Origin of the sequence: Thiobacillus sp., assembly GCF_030696885.1 — a bacterium.
Lineage (GTDB): Bacteria > Pseudomonadota > Gammaproteobacteria > Burkholderiales > Thiobacillaceae > Thiobacillus.
In genome coordinates this window covers 135,340-147,826 of record NZ_JAUYRI010000007.1, presented here as the reverse complement: position 1 = coordinate 147,826, position 12,487 = coordinate 135,340, and the positions used below count along the sequence as shown (strand labels likewise).

General features: G+C 66.4%; 10 protein-coding genes. 6 read left to right on the top strand and 4 right to left on the bottom strand.

Annotated elements, in window-relative coordinates:
- Positions 1-164: 164 nt before the first annotated feature.
- From Q8R61_RS03290 to Q8R61_RS03275, 4 genes are all read right to left on the bottom strand, one after another.
- A complete protein-coding gene (locus tag Q8R61_RS03290) occupies positions 165-1,592 on the bottom strand; it encodes an AsmA family protein (RefSeq protein ID WP_305534175.1) in 1,428 nt (475 codons plus the stop codon).
- 106 nt (positions 1,593-1,698) lie between these two features.
- Positions 1,699-2,238, bottom strand: coding sequence for a glycine cleavage system protein R (locus Q8R61_RS03285; protein WP_305534173.1), 540 nt, complete (start codon positions 2,236-2,238; stop codon positions 1,699-1,701).
- Entirely contained in the window at positions 2,239-3,258 is a 1,020-nt protein-coding gene (locus Q8R61_RS03280; protein ID WP_305534171.1) for an AI-2E family transporter, read from the bottom strand. It lies immediately after the preceding gene.
- A gap of 59 nt (positions 3,259-3,317) precedes the next feature.
- Entirely contained in the window at positions 3,318-4,082 is a 765-nt protein-coding gene (locus Q8R61_RS03275; protein ID WP_305534169.1) for an IclR family transcriptional regulator, read from the bottom strand.
- A 106-nt stretch (positions 4,083-4,188) separates the two neighbouring features.
- Here Q8R61_RS03275 and Q8R61_RS03270 point away from each other — a divergent pair, with 106 nt between their 5' ends.
- From Q8R61_RS03270 to Q8R61_RS03245, 6 genes are read left to right on the top strand one after another with little or no spacing between them, the layout of a single operon-like run.
- On the top strand, positions 4,189-6,414 hold the full coding sequence (locus tag Q8R61_RS03270; protein ID WP_305534167.1) for a phosphoketolase: 2,226 nt from the start codon (positions 4,189-4,191) through the stop codon (positions 6,412-6,414).
- 52 nt (positions 6,415-6,466) lie between these two features.
- Positions 6,467-7,801 (top strand): four-carbon acid sugar kinase family protein, encoded by a 1,335-nt coding sequence (locus Q8R61_RS03265; protein ID WP_305534165.1) that lies wholly within the window; start codon positions 6,467-6,469, stop codon positions 7,799-7,801.
- A 20-nt stretch (positions 7,802-7,821) separates the two neighbouring features.
- Positions 7,822-9,276 carry an FAD-linked oxidase C-terminal domain-containing protein gene (locus Q8R61_RS03260; RefSeq protein WP_305534163.1) on the top strand — a complete coding sequence of 485 codons (1,455 nt, stop codon included), beginning with the start codon at positions 7,822-7,824 and terminating at the stop codon, positions 9,274-9,276.
- Positions 9,276-10,355 (top strand): glycolate oxidase subunit GlcE, encoded by a 1,080-nt coding sequence (glcE, locus tag Q8R61_RS03255; protein WP_305534161.1) that lies wholly within the window; start codon positions 9,276-9,278, stop codon positions 10,353-10,355. Before Q8R61_RS03260 ends, glcE begins: the two co-directional genes overlap by 1 nt.
- 21 nt (positions 10,356-10,376) lie before the next feature.
- Positions 10,377-11,615 carry a glycolate oxidase subunit GlcF gene (glcF, locus tag Q8R61_RS03250; protein WP_305534159.1) on the top strand — a complete coding sequence of 413 codons (1,239 nt, stop codon included), beginning with the start codon at positions 10,377-10,379 and terminating at the stop codon, positions 11,613-11,615.
- Positions 11,616-11,635: 20 nt separating this feature from the next.
- Positions 11,636-12,385 (top strand): MBL fold metallo-hydrolase, encoded by a 750-nt coding sequence (locus tag Q8R61_RS03245; RefSeq protein WP_305534157.1) that lies wholly within the window; start codon positions 11,636-11,638, stop codon positions 12,383-12,385.
- The last annotated feature ends 102 nt before the right edge of the window (positions 12,386-12,487 follow it).

The window sequence follows — 12,487 nt, the reverse complement described above, 5'->3', positions numbered from 1 at the left end:
CGCCTTCACCTGGCGGGTGAGAACGCTACGCACCCGATTGCACGATTTTCGGGTCGCCTGGCCGCGTTGCTCTTCGTTGCAGGGAGCGGCCATGCGCCTCATCGCGCCTTGCCAGACAACCCGAAAACCGCACACTCGGATACGTCCAACTACGGTTTTTAGGATTATTTCGGCGCTGCGACCGACCCCGCGTAGAACACCTCGCACGCGCCGCCGGGAAACAGCGCGCCCACCTGCTTGAATAATCTGACCACGGGGCCGGTGAGCGCCTTGAGCGTGCTCGGCTTTTCGACCACGGGTTTCCTGAAGGGCCCGTGTATCGCCTGCTGCGCGCGGATGCAGCCCTTGCCGTCGATCAGGGCTACGGTCACGCCATCGAATCGCTCGTTGACGAAATCGAGGCGGCCCTGCAACGCGACCCGGTGCCGCCGGGTCGCGATCGCCACGTCCTGCGACCGCGCAATGCCGCGCTCGACTTTCCAGTCGGAGATGAGCGTGCGGATCTCGCTGTGCCCTTCCGAACCGTGCAGGATGCTCGCGAAGTCGTAGCCCTTGGTGATCGCCAGACCGAGCGGGCCGGCGAGGAACACGGCGCCCACATCCACCAGGTTGAAGCTTTGACTGGACTCGAAATGGTCGAAGGCTTCGTCGAGATCGCGGCCGTTGAAGACCAGGTCGGTGCCACGCATCGTGACCTCGCCCGTCAGGGTCTGCTTCAGATTTTTCACGGTCCGGCCTTGCATCGTCATCTTGGCGGTGAGGTCCACCGCGCCTTCCGGGACCGATTGCGGCGACAGGGTCTTGAGCAGCGCCTCGAGGCGAAACTGCGTCAGCGTGTAGCTGAGGTCGTAGCGGGGCAGCGTCTGGGTGAAATCCGCCCGCAGGCGCCCGGCGCCCTGCCCATCGAAAAGCCGCATCGTCAGCGGCTCGAGGTCGAAAATCCCGTTCTGCCCGGCAATTTTCGTGTTCAGGTCGGCGGCAGCGTAATCGTTGGTCCGTACCGTCTTGCAGGCGAGGTCGGCCGCAACCGCAAGCTGTTTCAGGATGCCGGGGGACTGTCGGCCCGTGAGCTGCACATCGCGCGCGTCCAGCTCGCATGCTGCCGCCTCGATGTGCTTGCCGGTGCGCTTGTCCAGATAGCGCAGCGTGCCGTCTGCCATAACGAATTTTGCCAGCCGCAAATCGGGAAGGGATTGCCGGACTTTCTCCGGCCGCTCGTAGTTGTAGTGGCCATCGCGGTCCCGCTCGATGTAGATGACCGGCTGCGCGAGCGTGATATGCCTGAGCCGGATGTCCTGCTTGAGCAGCGCCAGGAAATCGACCCCGATCCTCGCGCTGCTTGTCGCGCCGATCTCGGTCCCCCGGTTGTGCACATGGACGTTTTCGAGGGTCAGCACTACGCCGGGGAAGAAGGCGATGCCGATCCGTCCGTCAATGCGGACCTCCATCCCGGCGATCTTCGAGGCCGCGGCCTCAAGCCGGGGCTTGTGCGCATTCAGGTCCCAGAAAAGCGACAGGGCGATCGCGATGAGGACCAGCAGGCCGAGGAATGCAGCGAGGACAAGCGCAGGCGTTTTAAACGATTTCGGCATGGGTTTGATCCCGGCATGTTCTCGCGTGCTGGAAACCCTCAGCGGTTTACGTCTGCGGTATCCCGCTTTCGCTCACGCAGGCGATCCACCCGCCCCCTGCCTGAGCTTAAACGCGCACCGGCTCGAAAGTCGCGTCGAGGTTCTGGTCGTCGCAGTAGTCGAGAAAATCACCGCGCAGCGTGGCGATGTGGGCGTCGGCCGGAATGCCGAGCGTCATGTGGACCGCGAACATCGGAGCGCCGGTATGCGGCGCCGGATAAGTTTCGGTGTCGAGCGCCTCGATGTTGATGTGCAGGCGCGCGAAGAAATTGGCGAGGCTGTTGACGATGCCCGGCTGATCGAGCGCGGCGACTTCGACGGTATAGGGGATCAGCGGCTTTTCCGAGCGGCTGGGGCGGGTGCGCTGTTGCGTGAGCGCGAGCCCAAGTTCCTCGGCCACGCCCGGCAGCCGGGCTTCCAGCTTGGCCAGCGCGTCCCAGTTGCCGGACACGCGCATCAGCAACGCAAAACGGCCGCCGAGCGCGGCCATGCGCGATTCTTCGATGTTGCAGCTCGATTCGCTGATGCGGCGGGTAAACCCTTCCACCAGGCCGATCTTGTCCTCGCCGCTGGCGGTGATGACAAGGGATTCGGTGTCGCTAGCCATTTAAATTAAATTCCTGTCTGACAATTCTTTTTTGATATACGCGTAGAACACCGGCGCCGCAATGACGCCGGGCACACCGAAGGCGGCTTCCATCACCAGCATGACGATGAGCAGCTCCCACGCCCGCGCCTTGATCTGCCCGCCAATGATACGGGCATTCACGAAATATTCGAGCTTGTGGATCACCACCAGGAAAACGAGCGAGCCGGCAGCGACATACAGCGAATGCGACAGCGATATGATGACGATGATGGTGTTGGACACCAGGTTGCCCAGCACCGGCAGCAGGCCAACGACGAAGGTGACCAGCACCATGGTCTTGACGAAGGGCAGCTCGACGCCGAGCAAGGGCAGGATCACGCCGAGGTAAAGCCAGGTCAGCCCGGCATTGAGCGCGGAAATGCGCACCTGCGCGAACACCACGCGGCGGAACGCTTCGGCCAGCCGATGCGCGCGCTCGCACAGGGCCTTGGCCAGCGGCGCCAGCGTCAGGTGCGGGGTGGCTTCGCGCAGCGCGATGAAGCTGCCGATGATGAAGCCGATCAGGATCAGCAGCAGCGCGCGCCCGGCATCGCCGCCGAAGCGGCGCAGGTCCTGCGCATGGGTTCGCAGCCATTCGACCAGACCGGCGCGAATCACCGATTCGTCGCCTTGCGGCAGCCATTCGCCTGCCCACAGCGGCAGCAGTTCGCGCGAGTTTTCAATCACCTCGGCCATCTTGGTAAGCAGGCCGGTGAGCCCGCCTTCGGTGCGCAGATACAGGATCGCACCGGCGGTCATGCCACCCAGCGCGCCGAGCACGATCAGGGTGATCAGCGACACCACCAGCACCTTCGACCAGGTATGGCTCAATTTGCCGATGACAAAGCGGGGCGCCAGCAGATGCACCAGTTCCACCACCAGCAGGCCGGCAAGCAGGGCCGGCAACAGGCGCAGGTGCATAACCACCAGCAAACCCGCTGCCATCATCAGCCAGGCGGCGAACTGGTAGCGGGTGGCCGGGGTCAGGGGTTCAGTCATGGCCGCCACGATGCCAACAATCCACCGCCACGGCAAGGGATATCCGCGCGCGAAAGGGCTCAGGCATCGGCCAGGTAGCCCAGCGCGGCGCCGGTCTGCGCGGCGGCTTTTTGCAGCGCCTCGGCCCAACCCGGCTTGTGGCGATCGGCCGGCGCCGAAATCGACAGGCCGGCGACCAGCTTGCCTTCGGCGTCGCGGATCGGCGCGCCGATGCACGCCACGCCGAGCTCGGCTTCCTCACGGTCGTGCGCCAACTGCTCGCGCCGGATGACGTCGAGTTCGGCACTCAGGCGCTCCTGCGTGGTCAGCGTATTGGGGGTGTAAGGCGGCAGGCCGGTGCGCTCAGCGTATCCCATCACGCCGCTGGCGCTGTCTTCGGCGAGGAAGATCTTGCCGACCGCGGTGACGTGCAGCGGCGCGTGCGCGCCGACCACCTGCACCACCTGGATCATTGCGCGGCCGCCCGACACGCGCTCGACATAGACCGCTTCATCGCCGCGCCGCACGATCAGGTTGACCGTCTCCCCGGTCTGTTCGGCGAGCTGCTGCATGTAAGGCATCGCCACTTGTCTAATATTCAGACGGGCACGCAGCCGATTGCCCACCTCCAGCCAGCGCACCCCCAGGTCGTATTCGCCGGCGCCGGTTTTCTCGACCAGGCCGTGCGCCATCAATGACCCGAGGATGCGATGCGCACTGGCCGTATGCAGGCCGGACTCCTGGGACAGCCGGGTCAGGCTGATCGGGCCAGGGGCGCGGGAGAGGACGCCGACCAGCGCCATGGCGCGGTCGATGACCTGAATCGATGAGCTCGTATTTTTCATGAAGTGAAAATTTATCACGCAATGTGAAATTTGTCGCTTTAGCTGATTCAATACGGTCATCGTTTCACATCATGTGAGACATTTTCATATTGTGAAAGGAAATGCCATGAGCGCCCGGATGCAGTCCACCCCCGAGACCCTTCCCGCCTTCTGCGAAGGCATCCAGTATTTCGCCGACAGCTTTCCCGAAATCGACCGCCTCGGCGCGTCGCCCTTGCTGGGCCCCGCCCAGCCCGCATTGCCGGACGCGACCAGTGAAGCCGCGATCTACCAGACGCTGCTCGCTGCCGACGCGCTACGCTACCTGACGCTGCAAGTCACCGGCAGCAAGTCGTCCGGCCACCCTGGCGGCTTCGCCTCCAGCGCCGACGCGGTTGCCGCGCTGCACCTGCTGGGTCACCGCAATATGGTGACCGAGGTCGGCCACCACGCGCCCGGCTTCTATTCGGCGATGTTCCTAGACACCTCGCTGGAAGACATGGGCATCCATACCGTGTCCGACATGCGCGCACGCTTCCGCGAACGCCACGGCCTCTTGGGTCACCTCTCCGGCGCGATTCCCGGTCTGCTGGCGCCCGCAGGTCCCCTGGGCCAGGGTCAGCATTTCGCGTTGGCGGGTGCTTACTTGCATCGCGACAAACTGTTTCCGGTCACCATCGGCGACGGCGGTCTGGGCGAACCCTACATCATGAGCGCGTTCCAGCACTTCGCCACCGCCTATCCCGACGTCACCAACTACCTGCCGGTGCTGGTGTGGAACGGCTACTCGCAGGAGCACCACAGCATGGTGTCGCTGTGGGACAACACGCGGATGACCGACTACTGGCGCGCCCACGGCTTCGACGAAGTGCACCTGATCGACGCCCGCGAGTATGCCGACACGCCCGACGCGCCGGTGTACACGGACAGCACCACGTTCGGCTTCAAGGCACGCATGGCCTTCACCGGCGCCATCCTTAAGGCTGCTGACGCCGCCGCGAAGAGCGCCCTGTCGGGTCGACGTGCCTGCCTGATCGTCAAGCAGTTGAAGGGTGCGGGCGTGCACGCCACCGGCGCCAAGTCGCACAACCTCTATGCGCACCACACGCTCGACTCCGACGACGTGAAAAGCGGCCTGCAGCGCCGCGCGCTGCCGATCAAGGCCTGGCAGCTGGTGCGCGAAAACTTCCGCCATGCCGGCGGCGGCCCCGCCGCGAAGGTCGCGGTGACCGAAAGCGTGCGCGACCTGCCGAGCCTCGACGGGTTGCCGCTGACCGAATTCGCGGTCGGCGAAAACCACGTGCCCACCACTGCGTTCGGACAGGTGGTCGGCGAAGTGGGCAAGCGCGATCCGATGTTCGTCGTCACCAACGCCGACGGCAACGAGGCGTCCGCCATGGCCAACATCAACAAGGCGCTGACGATCCGCCACCCGACCGCCGACGACCTTTATTTCCAGGGGCCTTCCGGTCAAGTGTACGAGCCGCTCAACGAGGACGCCTGCGCCGGTCTCGCGGTGGGGCTCGCGCTGTTCGGCGGCCGCAGCCTGTGGTGCAGCTACGAGTCCTTCGCGATCAACGGCCTGCCGATCTGGCAGACGGTGACGCAGGCGATGGCCGAGTTGCGCCGCCCGACGCCCGCGACGGTGTGTCTGTTCACCGCCGGCGCGCTCGAGCAGGGCCGCAACGGCTGGACCCACCAGCGTCCGGAGATCGAAAGCTACTTCGCCGCGATGATGCGCAATGGCAACGTCTACCCGCTGTTCCCGGTCGACGCCAACATGATCCAGGCGAGCTACGACTGGGCGCTGAAGCAGCACAACAAGGGCGTCGTCATCACCGCGTCGAAGTCGCCGCTGCCGATCCACGCCACGATGGCGCAGAGCTTTCAGGCGATCGACGACGGTGCGATGGTGCTGAAGGAAACGAAAGGTTCGCATACCGTGGTGTTCGCGGTGACCGGCGACATGGTGCTGCAGCCGGTGTTCGCCGCTGCCGAGAAACTGGCCGAGTCCGGCATTGGCTCGCGCATCGTCGCCGTGGTCAACCCGCGCCGTCTGTACCGCCCGGGCGACGTGCTGTGGAACAGCGTGTCGGAGCCCGACGGCCACTTCATGGATGACGCCACGTTCAAGGCGATGTTCCATGGTGACGCGCTGATCGGCGTCACCGGCGGCCCCTCGGGGCCGCTGGAACCGGTGATGCTGCGCAGCCAGGCCCGGGAGCGCGACGTCTTCTGCTGGAAGCGCGGCGAAACCACCGCCAATCCGCAGCAGCTGTTCGACTTCAACGGCATGAATGCGCAGGCGATGTACGCGCGCGCGCAGGCGATGCTGGAGCGCGTGGCGGCTTGAGACGTCCCCGCGAATGCGCCAACGCGCATTCGCGGACATGAAAGGTTTGACCATGAACCCGAAAATCATCGTTCTGGATGACGACCCCACCGGCTCGCAGACGGTGCACTCCTGCCTGCTGCTGACGCGCTGGGATGTCGCCACGCTGAAGACGGCGCTGGCCGACGCCGCACCGCTGTTCTTCATCCTCACCAATACGCGCGGGATGGATGCGGAACGCGCTGCTGCGGTGACGCGCGAGGTGTGCGAAAACCTCAAGCTCGCGCTCGCGCAGTATGCCGGACCGGTGCTGTTCGTGTCGCGTTCGGACTCGACGCTGCGCGGCCACTACCCGGTGGAAACCGACGTGATGAACGACGCGCTTGGCCCGTTCGACGCGACGCTGCTGACCCCGGCATTTTTCGAAGGCGGCCGCATTACGCGCGACAGCACGCATTACCTGATGGTCGACGGCACGCCGGTGCCGACGCATGAAACCGAATTCGCGCGCGATTCGGTGTTCGGCTACACGACAGCGTTTCTGCCTGACTATGTGGCGGAGAAAACCGACGGTCGGGTGACGGCCGATGCGGTACAGCGCTTGACGCTGGCCGAACTGCGCGCCGGAAAGGCAGGTGCGTGGCTCGCCGCACTGCACGACAACACGGTCGGCGTGGTCGATGGCGAGAGCACGGCAGACTATCAACGCTTCGCCGACGCCGTGCTCGATGCCGCCGCCCACGGAAAACGCCTGCTGTTCCGCAGCGCCGCCTCGCTGCTGACCGCGCTGGCGAAGCTGCCGCCGCAGCCGGTAGCGGCCGAAGCCTTCGCCACCCTGGTGCGCGACGGCCAGCCGGGTGCCATCGTCGTCGGCTCGCACGTCGCCAAGACCACCGCGCAGCTCAGCGCGCTGCTGAAGGAGCGCGGCGTGGTCGGGCTGCCGCTCGACGTCGCCCGCCTGCCCGTTGGACGTGCGGCAGTGGTCGACGAACTCACCGCGAGCATCGCCCACGCGCATGCGCGGGGTCTGACCCCGGTGGTGTTCACCAGCCGGACCGAGCTGAAGTTTGCCAGCGTGGCCGAGCGGCTGGCCTTCGGTGAGGCGGTGTCGGGCACCTTGATGGACGTGGTGCAGCGGCTGCCGGACACGCTCGGCTTTCTGATCAGCAAGGGCGGCATCACCTCCAACGACGTGCTGTCGACCGGCCTCGCGCTGACCGCGTCGCGCGTGCTGGGGCAGATCCTGCCTGGCGTCACCGTGGTGCAGACGCCGCCCTGGCATCGCCTGCCGACGCTGCCGGTGGTGATCTTCCCCGGCAACGTGGGCGGCGACGGTGCGCTGGCGGAAGCCTACCGAAGGCTGGCGCCCTCGCACGCGCAGGCAAGCCCGGCTAAACTCGCAGCCTGATCAACGCCACGCACCGCCTGATGCTGAGCCCCGCCTTTATCACCCAGTTGCGCCGCCTGCTGCCCGAGCACTGCGTGCTCAACGAGCGCGAAGACCTGCTGCCCTTCGAGTCCGACGGCCTCGCGGCCTACCGCAACACGCCCGACGTGGTGGTGCTGCCGGAGAACGAGGCGCAGGTGACGGCGATCCTGCAGCTGTGCCATCGGCACAAGGTGGCCGTGGTCGCGCGCGGCGCCGGCACCGGGCTCGCGGCAGGCGCGCTGCCGGTCGACGGCGCAGTGCTGCTGGTGCTGGCCAAGCTCAACCGCATCAAGGCGATCGATCCGCTGGCGCGCACCGCCGTGGTCGAGCCGGGCGTGCGTAATCTGGCGATTTCCGAAGCGGTCGCCGCGCACGGTCTCTATTACGCGCCCGATCCGTCGTCGCAGATCGCCTGTTCGATCGGCGGCAACGTCGCAGAAAATTCGGGCGGCGTGCACTGCCTGAAATATGGCCTGACGGTGCACAACATCCAGAAGCTGCGCGCGTGGACGATCGACGGCCAGCTGCTCGAAATCGGCAACGAATCGCTCGACGCCCCCGGCTACGACCTGCTGGCGCTGTTGACCGGCTCTGAGGGCATGCTGGCGGTGATCACCGAAGTCACGGTCAAGCTCCTGCCGCGTCCCGAGCGCGCGCAGGTGGTGCTGGCGGCGTTCGACGATGTAGCGAAGGCCGGCGCCGCGGTGGGTAACATCATTGCCGCCGGCGTGATTCCGGCCGGACTGGAAATGATGGACCGGCTTGCGATCCAGGCTGCCGAAGCCTTCGTCCACGCCGGCTATCCGCTCGACTGCGAGGCGCTGCTGCTGTGCGAAGTCGACGGCGTCAACGAGGAAGTCTCGGCCGATATCTATACCGTACGCGCCGTGCTCGAAGCCTCCGGCGCAACCGAGATCCGCACCGCCGACAGCGAAGAGCAGCGCCTGAAATTCTGGGCCGGGCGCAAGGCGGCGTTCCCCGCGGTCGGACGGCTGGCGCCCGACTACTACTGCATGGACGGCACCATCCCGCGCGCCCAGCTGCCGCATGTGCTCAATCGCATCCGCGAAATGAGCGCGGAGTTCGGCCTCGCGGTGGCCAACGTGTTTCATGCCGGCGACGGCAACCTGCATCCGCTGATCCTGTTCGACGCCAACCAGCCGGGCGAACTGGCCAAGGCCGAACAGTTCGGCGGCAGGATCCTCGAATTGTGCGTCGACGTCGGCGGCACCATCACCGGCGAGCATGGCGTCGGGCTGGAGAAGATCAACCAGATGTGCGCGCAGTTCGCCACCCCGGAGCTGGTCCGCTTCCACGACGTGAAAGCCGCGTTCGACCCCGAAAAACTGCTCAACCCCGGCAAGGCCGTGCCCGAACTGCATCGCTGCGCCGAGTGGGGCGCGATGCACATCCGGGGCGGCCAGTTGCCGCATCCCGAGTTGCCGAGGTTCTGATGCTGGAGACCCTGATCGAGCGCATCCGCGCCGCGCATGACACCCGTTCGCCGCTGATCATCCACGGTGGCGGCAGCAAGACGTTCTACGGCGGCGCCGATGAGGGCGAGGTGCTCGGCACCCGCAAGCTCACCGGCATCGTCGACTACCAGCCGAAGGAGCTGGTGCTGACCGCACGCGCCGGCACCCCGCTCGCCGACATCGAGGCGCAGCTCGCCGATCAGAACCAGATGCTGGCGTTCGAGCCGCCGCACTTCGGCGGCGGCGCCACGCTCGGCGGCAGCATCGCCGCCGGCCTCTCCGGCCCGCGCCGGCCTTATGCGGGCGCGGCGCGCGACTTCGTGCTCGGCGTGCGGATGATCGACGGCACCGGCCAGCCGCTGCGCTTCGGCGGCCAGGTGATCAAGAATGTCGCCGGCTATGACGTATCGCGCCTGATGGTCGGCGCGCTCGGCACCCTCGGCCTCATCACCGAAGTCTCGCTCAAGGTGCTGCCGAAACCGGCGGCGGAAAGCACGCTGCAATTCGAGCTCGACGAAGCCGCCGCGATCGAAAAAATGAACCAGTGGGCAGGCCAGCCGCTGCCGCTGTCCGCGACCAGCTGGCACGCGGGCCTCTTGAGCGTGCGGCTGTCGGGTGCGGCCTCCGCGGTGCAGGCTGCGCAGGCTCGGCTCGGCGGCGAACCGGTCCGGGACGCCGCCGCCTTCTGGCTGCGCCTGCGCGACCAGACCACGCCTTTTTTCGACATCCGTTCGTCATCATCCGGTCAAAGCCTGTGGCGGCTGGCGGTCAGGCCGACGGCGCCGCCGCTCACCGTCTCCCATCGGCTGGGCGGGGATGCGCAGTGGATCGAGTGGGGCGGCGCGGTGCGCTGGTTGATCAGCGACCGACCCGCCGCGACGCTGCGCGAAGCGGCCCAATCGGCCGGCGGCCATGCCATCCTGTTTCGCGGCACCGCGCCGCACGACGGCGCGTTCACGCCGCTTGCGCCCGCGCTGCTGTCCGTGCACCGCAAGCTCAAGCAGCGCTTCGACCCGCAGGGCATTTTCAACCACGGCCGGCTCTACCCCGATTTCTGACACGCGCCCGCCTTAATCCCTATGCAGACCACGCTCGCCGACGCCTACCGCAATACCCCCGACGGGGACACTGCCGAGCGCATTCTGCGCAGCTGCGTGCATTGCGGTTTCTGTCTCGCCACCTGCCCCACCTACCAGATTCTCGGCAACGAGCTTGATTCGCCGCGCGGTCGCATCTACCTGATGAAGCAGGTGCTCGAGGGCGCAACGCCGACCGCCAAGACCCAGCTCCACCTCGACCGCTGCCTGACCTGCCGCAACTGCGAAACCACTTGCCCGTCGGGCGTCGAATACGGCAAGCTGCTCGACATCGGCCGCCACATCGTCGAGGACGCCGTCGGCCGTGGCATACGTGACAGCACCGCGCGCGCCGCGCTGAAAACCGGTCTCGGCTCGCCGCTGCTGTTCAACAGCGCGCTGAAGCTCGGCCAGGGTGTGCGCAGCCTGATGCCCGCCGCCCTGAAAGCCCGCGTCCCCGCTGCGGAAGCCGCAGGCCACTGGCCACAGCCGCGCCATGCGCGCCGCATGCTGGTGTTGCAGGGCTGCGTGCAGCCCGGCCTCAAGCCCAACATCAACAGCGCCACCGCGCGCGTGCTAGACCGCCTCGGCATATCGCTGATCGCCGCGGACGAGGCCGGCTGTTGCGGCGCGCTGGCGCATCACCTCAACGACACCGACGCCGGCCTTGCCGCCGCACGCCGCAACATCGACGCCTGGCTGCCGCACCTCGACGCCGGCGCGGAAGCGATCGTGATGACCGCCTCGGGCTGCGGCGTGATGGTGAAGGACTACGGCTGGCTGCTGCGCCACGACGACGCTTACGCGGAAAAAGCAGCGCGGGTAGCGGCCGCGACGAAGGACATCTCGGAAATCCTCGTTGGCGAAGCGGCCGCGCTGAAATCCCTCACCCCTCACGCCTCACCCCTCACCCAAAAACGCATCGCCTACCACCCTCCCTGCACGCTGCAGCACGGTCAGAAACTCGGCGGCGGCGTCGAGGCGCTGCTGACCGACGCCGGGTTCGACCTCACGCCCGTGGCTGAGAAGCACCTGTGCTGCGGTTCGGCCGGCACCTATTCGATCCTGCAGCCCGAAATCGCCGATGCGCTCAAGGCGCGCAAGCTGGGCCACCTGCAGGCCGGCCAGCCGGAGCTGATCGCCACCGCCAACATCGGTTGCCTCACCCATCTACAATCAGGCACGACAATCCCGGTGAAACACTGGGTGGAACTTCTGGACGAGGTGCTTGCCGCACCTTGAGACGATTTCAGGAGGCTCGCATGATTTTCAAACAACTGTTCGAACCCGTTTCCAGCACCTACACCTATCTGCTCGGCTGCGAGGAGACCGGGCAGGCGCTGCTGATCGACCCGGTGCTGCCGACCTGGGAACGCGACCTGGCCGAAGTCAACGCGCTGGGGCTGAAGCTCGCGTTCACGGTCGAGACCCATATCCACGCCGACCACATCACCTCGGCGAAGAAACTGAAGGCCATCGCCGACAGCCGCATCGTCGGCCCCGCGCTCGACGCGCTGCCGTGCACCGACGTCGGCATCGTCGATGGCGTGCCGTTCAAGATGGGCTCGATCGAACTGGCGCCGATCCACACCCCCGGCCACACCGACAACCACTTCGCCTACGCGCACGCCGGCCGGCTTTACACCGGCGACGCGCTGCTGATCGAAGCCTGCGGCCGCACCGACTTTCAGAGCGGCGACCCGGCGGCGCTCTACCACTCGGTGCGCGGGAAACTTTTTTCCTACGACGACGACACCCTGGTCTACCCGGCGCATGACTACGAGCAGCGCCGCATCAGCACCATCGGCCAGGAAAAGGCGCGCAACCCCCGTCTCGGCGGCGACCGCACGCTGGAAGACTTCGTCGTGCTGATGAACAACCTCAAGCTCGCCTATCCCAAGTTCATCGACTACGCCGTGCCGGGCAACCGCGAATGCGGCACCTGCCCGCCGGGCGTGCCCGACCATCTGCAGCAGTATTGCGCGCAGATTGGGGAGAGCCGGCAAGGCTGATTAGTGTGGTGCCGACGGCGCTGACTGAACTCGGCGGCGCCCTCGGCCTCGAACCAGTGATCACACGATTCTGATCCGCCGCCCAAACACGGCGGCGTGCAC

Coding starts and splice junctions, on each gene's coding strand:
- Q8R61_RS03270 (WP_305534167.1), top strand. CDS start 4,189: ATGAGCGCCCGGATGCAGTCCACCCCCGAGACCCTTCCCGCCTTCTGC.
- Q8R61_RS03285 (WP_305534173.1), bottom strand. CDS start 2,238: ATGGCTAGCGACACCGAATCCCTTGTCATCACCGCCAGCGGCGAGGAC.
- Q8R61_RS03245 (WP_305534157.1), top strand. CDS start 11,636: ATGATTTTCAAACAACTGTTCGAACCCGTTTCCAGCACCTACACCTAT.
- Q8R61_RS03260 (WP_305534163.1), top strand. CDS start 7,822: ATGCTGAGCCCCGCCTTTATCACCCAGTTGCGCCGCCTGCTGCCCGAG.
- Q8R61_RS03280 (WP_305534171.1), bottom strand. CDS start 3,258: ATGACTGAACCCCTGACCCCGGCCACCCGCTACCAGTTCGCCGCCTGG.
- Q8R61_RS03290 (WP_305534175.1), bottom strand. CDS start 1,592: ATGCCGAAATCGTTTAAAACGCCTGCGCTTGTCCTCGCTGCATTCCTC.
- Q8R61_RS03265 (WP_305534165.1), top strand. CDS start 6,467: ATGAACCCGAAAATCATCGTTCTGGATGACGACCCCACCGGCTCGCAG.
- glcE (WP_305534161.1), top strand. CDS start 9,276: ATGCTGGAGACCCTGATCGAGCGCATCCGCGCCGCGCATGACACCCGT.
- Q8R61_RS03275 (WP_305534169.1), bottom strand. CDS start 4,082: ATGAAAAATACGAGCTCATCGATTCAGGTCATCGACCGCGCCATGGCG.
- glcF (WP_305534159.1), top strand. CDS start 10,377: ATGCAGACCACGCTCGCCGACGCCTACCGCAATACCCCCGACGGGGAC.